At 49.7% G+C, this 20,470-nt stretch carries 12 protein-coding genes; 4 read left to right on the forward strand and 8 right to left on the reverse strand.

Annotated features, from left to right (window positions below; all coding sequences use genetic code 11):
* Positions 1–307: 307 nt before the first annotated feature.
* The 5 genes from BMW93_RS02510 to queG all read right to left on the reverse strand — a co-directional run bounded on the left by BMW93_RS02510 (position 308) and on the right by queG (position 10,157).
* Positions 308–3,601 carry a VCBS repeat-containing protein gene (locus BMW93_RS02510; RefSeq protein WP_090373598.1) on the reverse strand — a complete coding sequence of 1,098 codons (3,294 nt, stop codon included), beginning with the start codon at positions 3,599–3,601 and terminating at the stop codon, positions 308–310.
* A gap of 83 nt (positions 3,602–3,684) precedes the next feature.
* Positions 3,685–5,235: a SusD/RagB family nutrient-binding outer membrane lipoprotein gene (locus BMW93_RS02515; RefSeq protein ID WP_090373599.1), complete on the reverse strand. Its 1,551-nt coding sequence runs from the start codon at positions 5,233–5,235 to the stop codon at positions 3,685–3,687.
* Between the two features lie 20 nt (positions 5,236–5,255).
* Positions 5,256–8,348 carry a SusC/RagA family TonB-linked outer membrane protein gene (locus tag BMW93_RS02520; protein WP_090373600.1) on the reverse strand — a complete coding sequence of 1,031 codons (3,093 nt, stop codon included), beginning with the start codon at positions 8,346–8,348 and terminating at the stop codon, positions 5,256–5,258.
* Positions 8,349–8,717: 369 nt separating this feature from the next.
* On the reverse strand, positions 8,718–9,131 hold the full coding sequence (locus tag BMW93_RS02525; RefSeq protein ID WP_090373601.1) for a DUF1761 domain-containing protein: 414 nt from the start codon (positions 9,129–9,131) through the stop codon (positions 8,718–8,720).
* A 78-nt stretch (positions 9,132–9,209) separates the two neighbouring features.
* A complete protein-coding gene (gene queG, locus BMW93_RS02530) occupies positions 9,210–10,157 on the reverse strand; it encodes a tRNA epoxyqueuosine(34) reductase QueG (RefSeq protein ID WP_090373602.1) in 948 nt (315 codons plus the stop codon).
* 113 nt (positions 10,158–10,270) lie between these two features.
* Here queG and BMW93_RS02535 point away from each other — a divergent pair, with 113 nt between their 5' ends.
* The 4 genes from BMW93_RS02535 (at position 10,271) to BMW93_RS02550 (ending at position 14,876) form a co-directional block, all read left to right on the forward strand.
* A complete protein-coding gene (locus tag BMW93_RS02535) occupies positions 10,271–10,891 on the forward strand; it encodes a nucleotide exchange factor GrpE (RefSeq protein WP_090373603.1) in 621 nt (206 codons plus the stop codon).
* Positions 10,892–10,931: 40 nt separating this feature from the next.
* Positions 10,932–12,092, forward strand: a complete 1,161-nt coding sequence (gene dnaJ, locus BMW93_RS02540) for a molecular chaperone DnaJ (protein ID WP_090373604.1) — start codon at positions 10,932–10,934, stop codon at positions 12,090–12,092.
* Between the two features lie 125 nt (positions 12,093–12,217).
* On the forward strand, positions 12,218–13,408 hold the full coding sequence (locus BMW93_RS02545) for an endonuclease/exonuclease/phosphatase family protein (RefSeq protein WP_090373605.1): 1,191 nt from the start codon (positions 12,218–12,220) through the stop codon (positions 13,406–13,408).
* A 136-nt stretch (positions 13,409–13,544) separates the two neighbouring features.
* On the forward strand, positions 13,545–14,876 hold the full coding sequence (locus tag BMW93_RS02550) for a Fic family protein (RefSeq protein ID WP_090373606.1): 1,332 nt from the start codon (positions 13,545–13,547) through the stop codon (positions 14,874–14,876).
* 87 nt (positions 14,877–14,963) lie between these two features.
* Here BMW93_RS02550 and BMW93_RS02555 read toward each other — a convergent pair whose 3' ends face one another.
* From BMW93_RS02555 to BMW93_RS02565, 3 genes are all read right to left on the reverse strand, one after another.
* Positions 14,964–17,939: a DUF2723 domain-containing protein gene (locus BMW93_RS02555; protein ID WP_090373607.1), complete on the reverse strand. Its 2,976-nt coding sequence runs from the start codon at positions 17,937–17,939 to the stop codon at positions 14,964–14,966.
* Positions 17,940–18,094: 155 nt separating this feature from the next.
* Positions 18,095–19,414, reverse strand: a complete 1,320-nt coding sequence (locus BMW93_RS02560) for an ABC transporter permease (protein WP_090373608.1) — start codon at positions 19,412–19,414, stop codon at positions 18,095–18,097.
* A 39-nt stretch (positions 19,415–19,453) separates the two neighbouring features.
* Positions 19,454–20,368: an ABC transporter ATP-binding protein gene (locus BMW93_RS02565; protein WP_090373873.1), complete on the reverse strand. Its 915-nt coding sequence runs from the start codon at positions 20,366–20,368 to the stop codon at positions 19,454–19,456.
* Between the last annotated feature and the right edge of the window lie 102 nt (positions 20,369–20,470).

Here is a 20,470-nt window from a genome sequence, read left to right on the forward strand (position 1 = left end):
TAGTAAATTTTAAATAGGTTAAATTTGGTAAAGACCGAATTTTAGCAAAGCCAAAGCCCGTACATGGCAAATATGATAAAATATTTTATAATTAAATAATTTTAAAAACGCTTTGCATTTAGTCTATATTTTTAATATTCCCTTAATTAATTGGATAATCATTTTACAAAAATCTACCCTGCATTCCATTATGATTTTCGGGTACGTAAACACTCCATTGAGGCCCGTTTTCATAACTGTGAGCACAAAAAATGCCGGAACGCACCAAAACGGGCGATCCGGGCATCCGGTAAATTTTAATGAAAAATTAATTCTTTTCGGGCTTGAAACGGTAGCTTATCAATGGCGCATTATTGATAGCCCCTAATAAATACAGCGTACCTTTCACTTCCAAAACCGCCAGATCACGCACGTCTCCATTCACATAAAACCCGCTTTTTTGCTGCGGTAAATAGCTGAATTTCAATGCGCCTTTATTACAAAAAACCTGCAACAGACTGGCGTCGTTCTTACCCATTCTTACGCGTGTCTGCTTCATATTTCCCCCAAGTGTAATGTCGGGCTTCCCGTCGCCGTCCATGTCATGCACCGCGATGGCATACACCGGCGCGAACTGGGCTTCCACGGGTAACGCATGAAATACCAGCTTGCCGTTTACATTTTCCAGCAGCCCGGTTCGGTACTCATTGACAGAGAGCCGATTAACACCCTGCATTTTCTCGCCGGGCAGCATTTCGGACAGGGTAGCTTTGGAATAACTGACGTAGTCCGTGTATTTTTTCTTTAATGACGGCACCTGGTCCAGAAGCTCGTCGCGGCTGGCGTAGGGATATCCCTTCCCGCCTTCATTGACCGTCACGACGGGCACAATTCTGTTAAGTTTGTCAAAATCAGCAGCATACATCGTCAATCCGCTTGGTGAAGTGATGTTCCATTGCCAGTTGATACCCATATTTCCGATTACGAAATCAGTATCGCCGTCGCCGTCGAGATCGGCAGCGCGGAGTGCGTTCCAGCAGCCACGGAGATTGGCAGTCCCCCACTTTTCGCTTGCATTGGTCAATTTCCCTTTACTATTGGAAAAAATTCGCACAGGCATCCAGTCGGACGTTAATATCAGTTCAGGAAAACCATCCTTTTCAAGGTCCGCGAATACCGCGTCGGTCACCATTCCTGCCTCCCGAAGCCCCGGGGCACGATTGGTAGTTTCGTCGGTAAATCCGGCCTTGCCGTTATTAACCAATATTAACCCTCCCGGACTCTCCGGAAAACGCCCCGGTGTCACCCGCGATCCGAGGAAAATGTCCGGATCGCCGTCCTTGTCGAGATCCGCTACCGCGATGGAAGACGCATTCACACCGACGGCCGGAAATGGCGCTTTTCTAAAACTACCTTTTTCATTCAGATACAGGCGCGGGAGCAACATGGGATCGGAAGCATTGAGCTCGTAGCCGGCGCTGGTTACCAGCAGGTCCTGATCTCCGTCACCATCCGCATCGAAAAATACCGCGTCGGCGTCTTCAAATGCGGCATCGGCTTCAAAAACGGGCTGGGGCGATTTGCGATATGTGCCATTACTGCTCAGAAACAATGCGCCCGATTGCCCCCTGGCGCCCGCGATGTAGAAATCGTCGGTACCGTCGCCATTGATGTCCTTTTGCGCCAAATGCGGCCCCTGATACGTGAGCATTGTGGGCAGTAGCGTCTGAATGCGGAAATCGTTACGCGCATCCTCCGCGTGCGTGAAATCGATAAGCGCCGCAGGCTCCCACAACGACGCAGCAGCAGGTGGGCTATCGGCGGCTTTCCGGGCATCGGCGTAGCGAAACGTCACCTCTTTCCCGCTCACACCCTTCATCACCTGCCGGTTACCATCCGCCCAGGTAACTGCCAGGGAATCGATCCGTGAATTACCCCCCAGGCCGAAATGCAGCGCGTCCCATTGCGCGGACTGAAACCCCCGGACGGGAATAAAATTCTGGGTTTGGGTGAGCGAATCGCCGTACAAAGTGACTTTCGCACCGGCAAGATGGGCGTATTTCGGCGACAATAGCCTGACCCGCAGCGAAGCGTTGCCCGTCAGCATTTCCTCTGCATTGTTCCGGTAAATGAATGCCTTCTGGCTGACATTGTTCGTCACCAGGTCCAGGTCGCCATCGTTATCGAGGTCGGCGTAAATAGCACCGTTGGATTGGTTGTTCTTTTCAAAACCCCATTCCTTGATTTTTTTGGTAAATGTGAGGTTCTTTTGGTTCTGGAAAATGTAATCCGGTTCGTTGATCGGCGGCATCTGCTTGATAACCTCCATTTGCTTCGGGGCATTACTTCCCTGATTTTGTTGCACCTGCTTGTCGGCCGAGTATTTGAGAAATTCCATGTTGGTATAATCCCGCGCATAGCCGTTAGAAATGAATATATCCTTCCAACCGTCGTTGTCGAAGTCGGCCATTAATGCGGACCAGCTCCAATCGGTATTGGAAACGCCCGCCAGCTGGCCTATTTCGCTGAAAACCGGAACACCATTCTGGTTTACGCCATTGTTGAGCTGCAACATATTCCGCATGCTCTGGTCATGAAAACCTGCGCGGAGCAGTTGCTGGTATTTATCATAGTTATCGTCTCCGGAAGTAAGTTTTATGCGCTCGTTGGAGCCCGGGAGCATATCCAGCGTCAGGACGTCCATCAGGCCGTCGTTGTTAATATCCGCAGCATCGGTACCCATCGAAAACAGCGACACGTGCCCCATCGACTCGCGTATTACTTCTTTAAACTTGCCATTTTTCTCGTTCAGGTAGAGGTAATCGTTCTCGTTGTAGTCGTTGGCGATGTAGAGGTCCTGCCAGCCATCGTTGTTGAAATCATTGACATTCACCCCTAACCCAAAACTCAGGACATTAGAAACAATGCCCGCCGAATCGGTAACATTCGTGAAACGGCCGCTATCGTTCCTGAGCAGTTTGTTACCGAACGCCTCATTACGCTGCTCGCGGTAGCTGGCCAGCAGGTTGCTGAACCCGGCATATTCCTGCAATGAGTGGTTCAGCAGAAAACAATCGGTATCGCCGTCGCGGTCGTAGTCGAAGAACACGGCCTGCGTCGTGTAGGATGCGTCGTTCAGGCCATATTGGGCGGCTTTTTCCGTGAAAGTCGGGATACCGTCGGCTGTTTTCCCATTATTGATATACAAAAGCTTCGTACGCAGGCGCGGGTCCTGTGCGCCCGCGCGGCACACGAAAATATCTATCCAGCCATCGTCGTTGATGTCCACCAGCGACACACCGGTTTTCCAGCCTTCGTTCAACCCCGTACCCGACTTTTCCGAAACATCCTCGAATTCCATATCGCCGCGGTTGAGGTACAATTTGTTCGCCACCATATTACCGGTGAAGTACAAATCGATCAGCCCGTCATTATTGAAATCCGCCGCCGCCACGCCCCCACCATTATAGAAATAGCCATACCGCAGCACATTGTTTTCCTCGTCCTCGTCGATGTAATTGTTAAAATCGACGCCGGTTTTACCCGAATCGAGCAATGTAAACAGGGTATCGTCTTTTTTGCAGCCGGAAAGGAGGACGATCAGGAGGAGAAGTTTTCGCATATGTCGAATGTGGGATTGCAAAAAGGCAGACTTGCGTGTCTGCCTTTTTAATTTACAAGATAATACTTTAAAGAAAACGCCGATCAGGGCTTATCCCACCAAAGGCGCGTACTGGATTTGTCCTCGCCATTGAGTTTGGCGATCGCCGCCGTCGCCGCCGTCGCATTCGCCTGGAATTCGCCGATTACGAACGGCGTCCTTCTCACAACCGCATCCTTAGGCGAATCCGGGTTGTCGGAGTTAACGCGGGCGTACAGTTTCGGATAACCGGTCCTGCGATATTCCGCCCATGCTTCATGTCCGTTCGGATAGTTTGCGAGCCATTTCTGGGTAATGATCTGCTCCAACTGTTTCGTTTGATCAGCCGAGAATTTCACCGGAATATCCGACAACGCGGGCGTTTTGGCCATATCGGCCAACGCGATTGGCGCGGTTGTACCATTCGTATAAGCCGTAATCACCGCCGCATCCGCAATGCCCCATTGTTTGAATGCAGTTTCAATGCCCTTTTCGTAGAAATCTTTGGCGGTACCACCCCCCATATTCCATCCTTTCAATGCACCTTCCGCTCTCAGGAAATAAGCTTCGGAAGCGTACATGATCGCAAACGGGTTGGTCGCCTGAACGGTTGGCAAAAACTGATCAGCCACGTTGGATGTAGCATTCGCATTGTTTTCCGGCGCACCCAGTTCACCCTGGGTATATCCGTTCCGCAGGCCTTTAAAAGTACTTACAGTGCCGGGCACCGGTGCATAATATTTGCTGATGCGCGGGTCAACATAACCTTTTAAAACACTTTCCATAGCCGCGCTCATGCGGAACTCGTTCCATGCAGTAGCCTGGTTCATCGGGTTGAACGAGTTGGCCGTTACTTTCAGGAATGCATCGTCCGCATTGGTAGCGAGTACCCCGCCGGCCACCGCCGCCTCGGCTTCCGTTTTCGCCAGGGCCGGCTCCACTTTCGACATGCGCATTGCTATGCGCAGACGAAGGGTGTTACCGAAAAGGATCCATTTATCCACAGCTCCGCCGTAGATCTGGTCGTTGGTACCGAAAACGTTCGTGCCTTTGAATGCCTGCAATGCAGTTGTGGAGGCTGCCAGTGTTTTTACAAAATCCTTATAAATGGCTTCCTGGGTATCGTACTCCACGCTGGCCTCACCGTTTCCTACCTGACTGTAAGGGATCGGCCCCCAGTAGTCGGTGCGGGGCAGGTACATATACACTTTCCAGATGTTGGCAATGGCGTACATGGCTGCATTTTCGTTAGGCCCTCCCGGTTTTGTATTGTCCAGAACCCCCAACAACGGTGGAATAGCCGTTCCGTAGAAACCACTCCAGGCACCGTTGAGCCAGTTACCTACCATTACATTGCGGTCGGACGAGAAGTTTTGCGCGATGTTGGCAAAATACTGGCCCTGCAAATCGGCAAACAAGCTCTGGAATGTCTGCCAGCTTGCCTGTATAGACCGGTACTGCGCCGCAGCGAATGCATTACCGATCGCCGAACCGTCGAGTGCCGTCAGTTTTGTTTTATTGGTGTTGATCTCTTCAAAATTATCCGTACAGGAATAGGTACTCCCTGCCAGCGCGGTGATCACAGCCAATGTTAATATTTTATATCTCCGTTTCATTTGTTTCAGAATTTTAGCAATTAGAACGACAAGTTAAGATTCACACCCAGCGAACGCGTAGTTGGCATGGAGAATGATTCCAGACCGACAGTAGTGTTCCCGGACCCTGCAACCAATTCAGGATCAAAACCTTTTGCTTTATTCATTATGAAGAACAGGTTACGTCCTACAAGCGACAACGACACAGTCTGGAATGGCGATTTGCCGATTAATTTTTGTGGAAGGCTGTAACCCAGCGTCAGCTCACGTAGCCTGATGTTGGAAGAACTGTAAGTGAACACTTCTCCAATAGGAGTATTTCGACCTCCAACAAACTTCCAGTATGCCTCAGCGGTAGTTGATACCGTGTTTTTAGTACCGTCCGCCTGTACTCCATCCACAACCATTCCGTCCCGCCCGGCAAGCGTTTCTTCCGTCACACCATCGGCATAGATTACCGCATTCGTGAACGAGGTCACGACACCGCCGATGCGTCCGCTCACCAGGAAGCTCAGGTTAATGCCTTTGTAGGAAAAACGGTTTGTCACGCCTCCGGTCCAGGTTGGACGTGAGGTGCCCAGGTTCACAGTTGTTCCCGAAGTCACGAGCGGAAGTCCGTTTGTACCCACTTTGATACGACCCTGATCATCCCGCTGATAACCTCGGCTGTAAATCTGTCCCAGCGACCTCCCTTCCTCGGCACGCACAAAGTTCATGAAGTCGTTGGTCAGTGTGTACGATTTCAATGTCTCAGATAGCTCGATTACCTTATTGATATTCCTGGCATAGTTCAAGTCAATATTCCAGGAAAAATCTCCCGTTTTTACCGGAGCGAGGTTCAGCGTAAACTCGATACCCTTGTTCCGTACATTTCCGGCATTGATATATTGAAAGCTCCATCCCGAAGCCGGCGGAATCGCGACCCTGAACAATTGGTTTTTGGAATTACTATTATACAATGTCAGGTCGAAACCAATACGGTTTTGCAGGAATTTAGCTTCCAAACCTATTTCCTGTGCATTGGTCAGCTCGGGTTTCAGATCGGGGAACGGCTTGGTATCGTCGCGGATAATGTAGCCGTTCGCACCACCTGCAATATAAGAATAGGTTTGCGCCAACAGATATGGCGACGCGTCGTTACCCGTCTGTGCAATGCTACCACGGATTTTCATGAACGAAATGGCCTGAGGCATATTGAACAGGCTCGAAAGCACCGCCGAAGCACCTACCGACGGGAAGAAGTACGATTGGTTTGCCTTGGGTAAGGTAGAAGACCAGTCGTTCCGCGCCGATGCGGAAATTGTCAATGCATCTTTCCAGATGAAGTCAGCCTGGGCAAACACCCCTTGTTTCCGGGTCTGGGTTACCGTTCTGTTGGTTACCGAGTTTCTCGCATTGGTTGTTACAAAAAGATTGTCACGGTTCAGACCATTGTTCAACGTCTCATGATTAACGAAATCACGTTTCAGCACGTTGCCACCCACTGTCGCATCAAGCCTGAAATCCTCTCCGAATTGTTTGTTGATCAATGCAAACAAATCGAGGTTCAGCTCGCTGTTGTCTCGCCAACGGGTCTGATAGTCGCCGAAATCGGCAATTGTATAAGTATTCGTATACCATTTACCTTCAAACTTATCAACATATTTATCGTATCCGGCGCGGCCCATCACATTCAGCCAGGGCAGGAATTTGTAACTCACCTGGGTAAATCCATAAATACGGTCGCGGGTATCGTCGGCCAGCACCCGGTTCTTGATCCAGTAAGGGTTCTGTCCACCATTTGAACCCGGGTTCCAGTAGTTTTGCAGCAATTTACCCGACGACGGGTCTACATATTCGTAATCCTGTGCCTGTTCGAGGGAAATACTTCTTGGCAGACGCAGGATATGACGTTGCAAATTGGCGAACGCCTCACCGGTTTGCTGCCTGTTTTCGATGTTTTCGTTCAGGTAAGTGATTTTCCCGTCGAAGTTCAGCTTGCTGGTAACCTGGCTGGAAAGCCGTAGGTTGAAGTTGTGACGATCAAGCTTATTGTTCGAAACAACACCTTTCGCGTGGGTGTTGGTGTAAGAAAAATAGGTCTGCACCTTTTCATTACCGCCGGTAAGCGATACCGAGTTAGCCAGTGAAGTACCTGTCGAGTAGAAGTCTTTATAGGAATTGGGATTAGGCGAATAAGCGTAAGTTTTGCCCTTATTTTCCGGGTCCGGGCCCCAGGCGGCTACCTGTTGGCCGTCCATTTTCGGCCCCCAGCTGAATTCGCTGTTCGGAAAGAATTTGCCTTCTACACCCTGGCCATATACGTTTTGGAAATTTTGCATTTCCATTGCTTTTTCAACCTGGAAAGTACTGTTGATGTTCACGCCGATCCCTTTTCTCACGGCCCCCTTTTTCGTGGTGATCAGCAATGCACCGTTCGCCGCACGGCTACCGTACAACGCCGTCGCAGACGCTCCCCTTAGTACGTTGATAGATTCGATATCATCGGGATTGATGCTCGAAAGACCATCGCTCGCATCCCGGCCGCCATTCGCATTTGTCGGACTGAAATTGGAGTTATCGATCGGCACCCCGTCAACCACGATCAGCGCCTGGTTATTACCGGTAATAGAACGGTCGCCCCGCAGTACCACCCGGCTCGACCCTCCCACACCCGACGACGATCTAACAATGTCCAGACCCGCCACGCGGCCCGACAGTGAGTTGGCCACATTCAGCTCGCGGGCTTTCGAAAAGTTGTCGGTATTGATCATCTGGGTCGCGTAGCTGAGCGTTTTCTGCTCTTTGCTGATACCCAAAGCCGTCACCACTACTTCACCCAGGTTACGAACGTCAGCATCCATCGATACGGTGACGTTCGTCATGTTTTCCGAAACAGCTATTTCTTTGGACGTATAGCCAACTGAAGAAATGATAAGCGTTCCTGCGCCGCTCATACTTAAAGTGAAATTTCCCTCCGCATCCGTATTGGTTCCCCTCGTAGTCCCTTTGATCAGGACGTTGGCGCCGGGAAGCCCGGCCCCATTCTCATCACTCACCTTCCCGGTAACTTGCCGGTCCTGGGCTTGTGATGTGTTAACAAATAGCACTGCAGACAGAAATGTCAGCAGCACAAACCGTAAAGATTTGCTCATAGGTAAGATGGGTTTATTTGGAATTTCAAGAAATATAAACCTATTACGCCAAATAAGCAACTTATTCTGCCATTTTTAATTGCACTAAACTAATATTTCGATAAAGTGACCAATAAAAGCATTTAAAATGCTCTATTTCCATGTTTTTAGAATATTATTTGTCTAAAATACATTTATTAAACAACGTGATACTTTTGTTGCGTGCTCGAAACACAATACCGTATTCGGCATTTTTGATTTTTTACAGAAGAAAATAAAAAGACATCCAAATGGTAAGTAGTGCGTAGTTTGCTACGACAAAAAATTACTACATACCGACGGTAACATCGGAGCCGAACTAGTATAAAAGCAAGATGAAGGAAGTGGACGTTACTCGTATTTCCGCCAGCCGCCGAGAATAGCTCCCGTGAGTGCGTACACGATCACGCTTACACCTCCATTGATAAGCGAGAGCATTAGTGGCCGCATCGAAAACATGTCCTTGACGATCGTTTCGAACAAAACGAAGACGAGACCGAACAATAAACCGACGAGAAAACCCATCACAGGGGATTTAACGGGGACTTTGGTGAATACCCAGGCCATGGAGTAGGCCATGAAGGAGGTGGAGATGATGCTGGCAAGGTATGGAACCGGACTCGTCGCTGACTTTATTTGCTCCATCGTGAAGCCATTCAAAGCCATCCATTGTTCTGAAAATGTGCCATACCACAACGCTGGTATGATCTGACCTGTCACTACGCATACTAGCACGGCCCAAAGATTGACAGATTGTTTTCTCATTTTGTTGAGTGTTTTATTCAGTCATCGAAAGGTACTCCCCGGCCCAAATATAAGAGGTTTCAGATATAATTGTGCTTTTTATTCATCGGATATAACAAATTCGATATTCCGCTTCAAACCTGCGTATTTGGCCCTTTTTACGGGTGATCTGCGGAAAATTTCGCGGAAAACTTCCTCCGTGATCTCCCGCCAGTCGCCGTTTGAAAAGCCGGCAAGTTCCCCGGGTAAATCGAATTCCGGGGTCTTGTGCGGACGCGCGAACCGGTTCCATGGACAGACGTCCTGGCATACGTCGCAACCGAATATCCAGTTGTTGAATTTCCCTCTTACGTCCTCGGGTATTGCGTCCTTTAATTCTATCGTATAATAACTGATGCATTTGCTGCCGTCGACCACGAAAGGACCGGTAATGGCGTCGGTCGGGCAGGCGTCGATACATTTGGTGCAGGTACCGCAGTAGTCGCCGGTGGCGCTGTCGGGCGCGAGGTCAAGGTCGCAGATGATTTCTCCGATGAAGAAAAAGCTGCCCATTTCGCGGTTGAGCAAGTTGGAATGCTTGCCTATCCAGCCCAAACCGCTTTTGGCAGCCCATACCTTGTCCATGACGGGTGCCGAATCGACGAAAATGCGGCCATTGACCTCCCCTACCTCATCCTGAACGGCCGTCAGCAATGCGCCGAGCTTTTCTTTCAATATATAATGGTAGTCGGTGCCGTAGGCGTATTTGGAGACTTTGAGGTCGTCGTCGCCTTCGGGAAGGCGTTCTTCGGGATAATAATTTAATAAAACAGAAATAACGCTTTTCGCGCCTTCCACCAATTTGGTTGGGTCGAGGCGCTTATCGAAGTGGTTGGCCATGTAGGACATCGCGCCGTGGTGGTTGAGCGAGAGCCACTTATCGAGGCGTGGAGCCTCATTTTCGAGAAATTCAGCCTTTGAAATACCACAAAAATCAAAGCCGTTTTCAATGGCCCTGGCCTTGATAAACTTGCTCCGCTCCTGCCGTACGATATCTGCTGCCGTCATATTGCAAAGTTACAAATTGATTGTAAAATGCCATCTTGTCAGTAATTTAGCCGTGGCAAAGTAATTTAGGAGTAAAATGGCTGTTGCAAAAAGACACGTAACTGCGAAGAACCATGCCGGAAAATACAGAATTCAACATAGATCAAGACAAAAATTACGAAATGAACGAGGATAAAGCTTCATTGGAAACTGACAATCTGGTAAACGAAGAAAATTCCGAAATTTCCAATAATGTACCGCTGGATAATGCAGGCCAGGAAATTACCGGAGATGCGCCTGCGGCAAACCCGCTGGACGCTGCAAAGGCTGAGATCGCCGAGCTGAAAGACAAGTACCTGCGTCTTTACGCGGATTTTGAAAACTTCCGTCGCCGCACTGCCAAGGAAAAACTGGAAATGATCTCCGGAGCAAGCGCCGACACGGTGAAACTCATCCTCCCGATCGTCGACGATTTCGAACGCGCCAAAGTTTCCTTTGACTCTTCTACCGACATCGAAGCACTGAAAGAAGGCGTAGACCTGATTTATACCAAACTTTACAAAACCCTCGAATCCAAAGGTTTGAAAGCCATGGAATCGAAAGGAGCCGACTTCGACGCTGAAATCCACGAATCCATCGCGCAATTTCCCGCACCGTCGGAAGACCTGAAAGGAAAGGTGATCGACGAAATTGAAAAAGGTTATTACCTGAACGACAAGGTCATTCGTTACGCCAAAGTAATCGTAGGCGCCTAATGCTCTCAACCTTCCTAACGGGATACATCAGTAATTAAAAATGGCAAAGAAAAGAGATTATTACGAAGTCCTTGGCGTGGATCGCGGGGCCTCCGCGGATGAAATTAAAAAGTCTTACCGCAAGCTCGCGATCAAGTTCCACCCGGACAAGAATCCCGACGATCCTACGGCGGAGGACAAGTTCAAAGAAGCAGCAGAGGCATACAGCATCCTGAGCGACGAGAACAAGCGTGCGCGTTATGACCAGTTCGGCCACGCCGGTGTAGGCGGTGCGTCGGGCGGCGGGGCAGGCGGCTTCGGCGGCGGCTTCACGATGGACGACATTTTCTCGCAATTCGGGGATATTTTCGGAGATAGCAGCCCGTTCGGCGATATTTTCGGTCGCCAGGGCGGAAACGGCCGTCGCGTCCGCAGAGGTTCCGACCTTCGTATCAAACTGAAATTGAACCTGGAAGAGGTAGCGAACGGTGTTGAGAAGAAAATCAAAGTAAAAAGACACGTTACCTGTAATACCTGTGGCGGCAATGGCGCTAAAAACGGCACATCGCTGACCAACTGTAACGGATGTAATGGAACCGGGCAAGTACGCAAAGTAGTGAGTACCATGCTCGGCCAGATGGTTTCAACCACCACTTGCCCCACTTGTAATGGCGACGGCAAGATCATCAGCGAACGTTGCGATTCCTGCGCAGGCGAAGGACGCTTGCTGCAAGACGACCTGATTACGCTCAACATTCCGGGCGGCGTAGCGGAAGGCATGCAGCTATCGATGTCGGGCAAAGGAAACGTTCCTGCACGCGGCGGCGTAGCGGGCGACCTGCTGATCGTGATCGAGGAAGAAGAAGACGCATTGTTGAAAAGAGACGGCAACAACGTCGTTTTCGACATGCATTTGAGCTTTATCGATGCGGCACTCGGTACCTCGGTGGAAATACCGACTATCGACGGCAAAGCACGTATTACCATCGAATCAGGAACGCAGGCAGGCAAGATACTACGCCTCAAAGGCAAAGGTGTTAAAGACCTGAACGGCTACGGAAAAGGTGACCAATTGGTGCATATCAATGTATGGACACCCCAGCAACTGACTTCCGACGAGCGCTCGACCCTCGAGTCGCTCCGTCACTCGCCGAACTTTCAGCCGAAACCCGGCAAGAACGAGAAAGGCTTTTTCGATAAAATGAAAGATTTCTTCCATTGATCATGCCTGTTCAATAAATATTCCAAAAGAGCTGCTTCGTCACCGGAGCGGCTCTTTTTGCTTGACACCAATAGCGGCCCGCCGCAATTCATCATCGATCATTCAATAACCAAAAACATTCCTCAATGAAATCCCTGTTACTTTCCGGCGCATTGCTTTGCCCGGCGCTCGCCGGTCCCGGGCTGTTAATGGCTCAAACCACTCCCCCAACTGTCACATTCGCCACTTATAATGTGAGTATGGAGGCCGAAAATTACTTCCCGCGTGGTACGCCGGGCAATTCCGAAAAGGTACTGATCAAAGAACTGGCTTCCGGCGCAAACCAGCAGATCAAAAACATCGCGCAGATCATCAAAACCGTTCGTCCTGATGTGATTTTGCTGAATGAGTTCGATTATGTCAAAAATCCTGCGGAAGGCGTCGGCCAGTTTATCAAAGGTTATCTCAAAGATGATTCGAACGGTGCAAAGGGCATCGACTATCCTTATTACTATTACTCCACCGTCAATACCGGCCAGCCGACTCCCTACGACCTCGACCGGAACGGCAAAACGGAACAATACGGCTCGGATGCCTGGGGGTTCGGCAACTATCCGGGGCAATATGGAATGGTGCTTTTATCGAGATTCCCCATTGACACAAAAGCCGTACGTACATTCCAGCATTTCAAATGGAAGGACATGCCCAATGCATTAAAAACCACTACCGGGGACGGCGCCGAATGGTATGCCCCCGAAGCCTGGGCGCAGTTCCCGCTCTCCTCCAAATCGCATTGGGACATTCCGGTGAAAGTCGGCAATAAAACCATTCACGTTCTGGCAAGCCACCCTACCCCGCCCTCATTCGACGGCAAAGAAGACCGAAACGGCAAGCGCAACCACGACGAAATCCGCTTCTGGAACGACTACATCACCACGGGAAAAGGCACTTATATTTATGATGATCAAGGCAAAAAAGGCGGCCTCGCGGCAAATGCCGCGTTCGTCATACTCGGCGACCAGAACGCTTCTCCGGACGAAGGCAACGCCATCGCAGACGGCATCCGCGAGCTGATCAATAACCCGGCTGTCAATGGCAGCACCGCCCCCGCCAGCAAAGGCGGCTCCGAGCATTCACCGAGCAATACATTTGCCCAAAACCACACCGCATTCTGGCGTATGCGCGCGGATTACGTGCTACCCTCGCGCAAAGGCTTCCAAATCCTGGATAGCGGCGTTTTCTGGCCAGCCAAAGGCGAACCGATGGCGGAACTGGTAGAGAAGCGGGAGTCGAGCTCGGATCATCGGTTGGTTTGGGTGAAGTTAAGAGTGGAGTAAAGTCGAAACATATAAGACAGAAAGCGGTTCCGGATGTCCCGGGGCCGCTTTCGTTTTATAGTCCAGATAAATGCAATCCTGTCAAGTAAATTTTCTTTCCCTTAACTTAGTAACTCGCATTTAACGACCGTTCGATATGAATCCGATAGAGGAAGCATTGCTTTTAAAGAAAGAGCTGGATAATCTCAGACCACTACAAGAGGAGCAGGAGCGACGCATTATGCAAAAATTCCGGCTCGACTGGAATTATCATTCTAACCATATTGAAGGTAACTCACTCAGCTACGGTGAAACTAAGGCATTGCTGATGTTTGGTATCACTGCACAAGGCAAGCCATTGTCCGACCATCTCGAAATGCAGGGCCACAACGAAGCAGTAAATTGGGTGATGGACGTTGTGAAAGGCGACAGGCCCCTTACCGAAACGTTTATCCGCGAGTTACACAAGCTTCTATTACAAAAACCATATCAAGTAAGCGCGGAGACCTCTGATGGCAAACCTGCGAGCAAGACCGTAAACATAGGTCAATATAAAAGATTGCCAAACCATGTTCGTACAGCCACAGGTGAAACCTTCTTTTTCGCAACACCTGAAGAAACGCCGGCAATGATGCAAGAACTCATCGAATGGTACCGCGAAATGGATGGCAATCCCAAATCGAATCCCATATTGCTTGCCGCCGAATTCCATTACAGATTTATCAGGATTCACCCGTTTGATGATGGGAACGGCCGCACTGCCCGGTTGCTCATGAATTTTATTCTGCTGCGGCACGGCTATCCTCCCGTGATCATCAAAACCGAGGACAAGCGCAATTATCTTTCAGCATTGGAACAAGCCGATGCCGGTATGCTCTCCGCGTTTCTGGATTATATAGGTAAGAACCTTGTGGATTCACTTAACTTAATGATTCGCGGCGCGCAGGGAGAGAATATCGACGAGCCTGATGATGTCGACAAGAAGCTGGAATTCTTTGCGAAGTTGCTTGAAGTTGATGAACGTACGGTTGCAAAATCAGCCGATGCGATTGCCAGTGTTATTCATGGCTCCCTCATTCCCGTCTTTAATGAGGCTAAGCGTGAAGGCTCTAAGTTTGCAAGATTTTATACGGACCGTTTCTCTTATGTGACAACTTCGGAGACCCAGAGGCCATTGGACGACATTGTCAGATCATCGCCGGAAGATCAGTTTTCCTATGCAATGCAAACAGGTGGCGAAAAGAAAATTTTTATCGTCAATGCATTCTACCGTTTCCGACACCAGGAATATCTTAGCACAAACCATTTGATGATCATCGCGGTACGCTTCATGGAATGGACATATATTGTGGCTGCCGGCGATTTGGCCATTACTAAAAAGTATTCCCAAAGTTTAACCGAAAGCGAGATATCGCAGCTTGTGAAAATCGTCACTGAGGAACACACTGCACTAGTGGAATCTATTTACAATGCCGAATCCGGCAAATAATATCACAGAAGTCTAAGACAATATCTAAAAAGAGAGAGCCCCGAATCTTGCATTCGGGGCTCTCTCTTTTACTAAATGGTTTCTGGCTTACTGCCCTCCCCCATACATATTAAACGCAGCCAGGTGCTTCTGGAAAATCGCCTCGTATTTCTTCGCGGCGGCTTCCTGTTTCGCATCGCGGCATTCCTGAACGATCACTTGCATGATGTACAGGTATACGTTGCTATCGCGGCGGCGGGTGGTGGAATTATTCTTCGCCCAGGTTAGCACTTCGTCGGCGCGGGTCGCCATTGTTTCGGCTATTTCGAGGGCTTTCTTGTTTTCACCCAGATCGAACAATGGGCCGATGAAGTTGGCCGAGAACTGATCGTACGGAATGCTCTTGTCCGGCATCGTGGTCAGCGAGCGCTCTATGGCTTTTTTCGCTTCTGCCTTGCGGCCGTCGGCGATGAGCTGGCCGGTAAGGCGCAGGAACGCGATACGCGCAGTCGCTACCGGTGAGCCGAGGTAAGTGTTGTCATAATAAGTATTCGGATTGTCGAGCTCGCGCCAGAACATCTTCGTCATCAGATTATTGTACATCACATCGGCATTCACGTAGCCATCGCTTGCACCCGGTACTTTCACCGGCAACAGGCGGTAAGCGTAGCCTTCGAGTTGCATGTATTCTTTCAGGTTCAGGTAGCTCGATCCGCCAAGGGTCGACGAGAAGTAAATAGGACGTTTCCAGTCGTTGGACGCAATAATATCAAGCATAATCAGGTCTGATTTGTACAAATCGCCTTTACCGATCGTCCAGCTGATTGAATCGCTTACGAATGGAAGGAGGTCGTTTTTGATGATATTCATCTTTTTCACAGCCTCGGCATCCACCGGCAGGAACAATACCGACGACGGTAGAATGGATGTCATATCACCGCTGGTCAACGGCACCTGGATCGCCTTGTTTTCCTGCTTCACCAATCCGAGATATTCTTTCAGGTTGATTCCCGCTTTCACGCTTGGGATTTCATAGAAAGGGACGATGTCGTTCTTTCCGAATGCGTAGTTGTTCTTATCGAGCGAAATAGGCAATGCTTCCGACAGGTAAGTCTTGCGCTTCATCTGGTCGATATACCAATCGGTACCGAGAAGGCTGAGGTTACACACACGCACGTCCGTACGGAAGCCTTCTACTTCCTGCACGTACCACAACGGGAAAGTATCGTTATCGCCGCCCGTAAACAGGATCGCATTCGGCGCGCAGGAGTTCAGGAGGTTTTTAGCGAAATCGACCGAATGGTAACGGTGGTCGCGGTTGTGGTTATCCCAACCTTTGGCACCCATAATGACAGGCACGACCAAACCAAGCGCAGTGGCAACACCCGCACGGGTGGCACCGGCTCTTACAAACTTACCGATCGCATCCGCAATAGCGATAACCCCGTAGCCGATCCAGATACAGAAGATATAGAACGAACCCACATAGATGTAGTCACGCTCGCGCGGCTCGGTCGGTGGCGAGTTCAAATAAATTACAAGTGCTACGCCGGTAAGGAAAAAGAGCAGTCCCAGAACAAGTAAGTCGCGCTTCTGACGGAAATAGCAAATCACGACGCCAAACAATCCGAGAAGGAATGGGAGCATAAAGTAATTATCGTGTGCCTTGTTTTTCGCGATCGGCTCTGGGTATTTGGTTGAAACATCCCAAGGGGTCATATTGCCGGCTCCTTCTTCATCGCTCTCGCGACCGACGAAGTTCCAGAGGAAATAGCGCCAGTACATATGCCCGATCTGATAACGGAACATGAAGCTGAGGTTCATCCCCATCGTCGGTTTCTGTCCTTCGGCAATACCCGTCCATTTCTGGTACTCCTGAAAATGTCCTGGCTGGGTACTGTACATGCGTGGGAGCAGCATATTCGCGCCTGGCTCATATTCGTATTCAGGACGATAATCGTAAATCACGTATTTGCCGTCCTGTTTGCGGTACATAGGTGCGCCGCGTTTCTGGCTTACCGGGCGTGATACGAACGACGGCCCGTACAACAGCGGACGGCTGCCATACTGCTCGCGTTTCAGGTAAGAAACGAAGCTCAACACGTCGTTCGGGTTGTTTTCATTGATCGGCGGGTTGTACTCGGCACGCACCAATACCATCAGGTAGCTCGCGTAGCCGATCAATACAAATGCCAATGAAAGCAGGCTTGTATTGAGCAGTACGTTGCCTTTCTTTTGGGAAAAACGGATTCCCCAGATCAGCGCGCCGATGAACAATATAATGAAGAAGATCACCCCTGACTTGTAAGGCAATCCCAAAGTATTTACAAAGAATATCTCAAATTTACCGGCAATGCTCGGCAAGCCTGGAATGATACCCGAGTTGATGATCCCCAAAACCACCAAACCGCCCACAAAGGCCATAATGCCTCCGAAGACACTGACTTTCTGATACTTCTTGAAATAATACACCAATGCAAGCGCCGGGATCGTAACGAGGTTCAGCAAGTGGACACCGATAGAAAGTCCTACTAAATAGGCGATCAGAATTAGCCAGCGATTCTCGGCAGCAGGGTCCTGGATGCGTTCCCATTTGAATACGGCCCAGATCACAATGGCTGTAAAGAAGGACGATAACCCGTAAACTTCCGCTTCCACCGCCGAAAACCAGAAGGAATCGGACCAGGTATAGGCCAATGCTCCAACGATACCCGCTCCCATTACCAGGAGTGTATCAGCTTGCGTCAGCTCTTCGTCATTTTTAGCGACCAGTTTGCGAACGAGCAGAGTAATGGTCCAGAACAGGAACAGAATGGTAAATGCACTGCTCAGCACCGATACCATGTTGATCCAGTATGCGACCTGCAGCAGATCGCCCATTGCAAAAAGGGAGAAAATACGGCCGATCAACAGGAAGAAAGGGGCGCCGGGAGGGTGAGGAACCTGCAATTTGAATGCACAGGCTATGAATTCCCCGCAATCCCAAAAACTGGCAGTACGTTCGACTGTAAGGGCGTATGTGATGAATGCAATAGCAAAGACAATCCAACCCGTAAGGTTGTTGGTACGGTTGAAACGGGTCATCTGAAAGACGGTAAATTTGAAAAAGTTATATGCACGATGCGCAAAGATGGCGACTCTTTTTGAGCAGTTCTATCATTGATCGGCCAAAATTAGCAAAATAACCACAACGGCAACGGTTTGAGAATCTTAAAAAACGTTAAAGGGGCTTGCGGCGGTCACTTATAAAATATCCACTTCACCAGTTCCTTATAACTAACCTTCTTCCCGTACATGAGGATACCTACGCGGTAAATGCGTGCCGCGACCCAGGTGGTACCCATGAAACCTAGTATGAGCAGTATCATTGATAATACCAGTTCCCACGCCGGCACGCCGAACGGAATACGGACCATCATGATGATCGGCGAGGTGAATGGAATAATGGATGTCCAGAATGCGAGCGTACCGTCGGGGTCGCGGAGGACGAATTGGGCAAAAACGAAGGAGAAAATAATGGGTAATGTAATCGGCAGCATGAATTGCTGGGTATCCGCATCGTTGTCGACAGCCGCCCCTACCGCACCGAACAATGCGCTGTAAAGCAAGTATCCACCCAGGTAGTAGAACAAAAAGCAACCGATGATCAGCGGGATATTCAGGCTGGATACAGCGCCGAGAATTTCGGTTACCGGGTTATCCACGTTGCCCGCGGGCATGGGCTGGTTCGGCATTTGCGCTTTCTGCATTTCCTGCGCCATTTGGGCAGGATCTTTGGACATCCGGCTGCCCAATATGGCCGAGGTAACGCTTGTCAATGCGGTAGTGAGCAGGATCCAGAGGACAAATTGGGTTAAACCAACCAATGCGACGCCGATGATTTTACCCAGCATCAGTTGAAACGGCTTTACGGAAGAAATGATCACCTCCACGATCCGGCTCGTCTTTTCTTCCGTAATTCCCCGCATTACCTGCGTGCCGTAAATGAATACCGACATATAAATCAGGAATGCGCAAATGCCGCCTATGACGGTGGCGGCGCCCGAACTGCTCGTTTTTTCGCCTTCCTCGCTCAGACTGATCGTTTCCGAATTGACATTCACGCGCGAATCTTCCAGGATTTTGTGCGTAATGCCCGCCTCCGCGAGTTTAATATCTTCAATTTCCTTCTCGATGACCTTCTCGATATCCGATTTCAAATCCAGGCTCACATTCTTGGCGGCGTAAATGCGGACGCTCTTCGGCGCTTTGATCACATTGGCCGGAATGTAAACGAGCGCATTAGCCTCGCTGGCGGGGAATGCGGCTTTGGCGGAATCGATACTTTTATCGATGAATACGAATTTCAAGGTCTCCGAATCTTTGAATTTCTTCTGAAACAAACCGCTTTCGTCGAGAACCTGCACGGTTTTCGTGTCCACCGAACCCAGTGCCACCCAGATCACCGCCGCGTAGAATGCCACAAAAAGCAGTGGCCCCAGCAGCGTCATCACCAGAAACGACTTCTTTTTGACCCTTACCAGGTATTCTCTTCTAATTACCAGAAATATATTTCGCATGGGGTTTCGGATTAATCACTGTGAATGGAATGGCCCGGCTTATGCCTCCGGAACTTCATTGACCGCCTTCATAAAAATGTCGCTCATCGTCGGGATGTTCTCACCGAATCCGCGAATCTCCACTTTCGACAATAGATTGAGCAACAGCGCATTCGCATTGGTGTCGCCGTCCAGTTGGATATTGGAGCGCAGGTAGCCGTCTTCGAGTATTTTCTGGTCGAGGATCTGGTAGATCGGGTCCAGCTCGTCGAGATGGCCTTTGTATTCGACAAAATAGGTATGCGTCTTAAACTGCTCCTTAATTTCCCTTTTGGGACCATCGAGCACCTTGCGCGACTTGTGGATCAATGCAATATGGTCGCAAAGTTCCTCCACGGTTTCCATGCGGTGGGTCGAAAAAATGATGGTACTGCCCTTTTGTTTCAGTTCGAGGATTTCGTCGCGGATCAGGTTGGCGTTGATCGGGTCGAAGCCGGAAAATGGTTCATCGAGAATGATCAGGTCGGGCTCATGCAGGACGGTCGAGACGAACTGTACCTTTTGCTGCATTCCCTTCGACAGGTCTCCGATCGTTTTGTCCCACCAGGTTTTAATATCAAATTTAATGAACCAGGTTTTGAGCTTTTCCATCGCTTCCTTTTGCGAAAGCCCTTTGAGCTGCGCCAGATAGAGCAGTTGCTCGCCTACTTTCATCTTTTTGTAAAGCCCGCGTTCTTCCGGCAAATACCCGATCCTAGAAATGTGGTTGGGGTTCAGCGGTACACCATCGAACAACACTTCGCCGCTGTCGGGGCCGGTAATCTGGTTGATAATGCGGATCAGCGACGTCTTCCCTGCGCCATTCGGGCCCAGCAGCCCGAAAATGCATCCTTTGGGAATGGAGATACTGACGTTGTCCAGGGCCGTGTGGCTGGAATATTCCTTCGTTACATTCCTTACCTCTATGATATTCATAAATCTCAAAACGGTGTAAACGCAAATATGCGAAGTAATTTTCCAGGTCGCGGCAGCCACAAGTATAAAAGCCTCATTTGACTGACCAATGGCAAAAATAAA

Source organism: Dyadobacter sp. SG02 (assembly GCF_900109045.1).
Taxonomy (GTDB): domain Bacteria; phylum Bacteroidota; class Bacteroidia; order Cytophagales; family Spirosomataceae; genus Dyadobacter.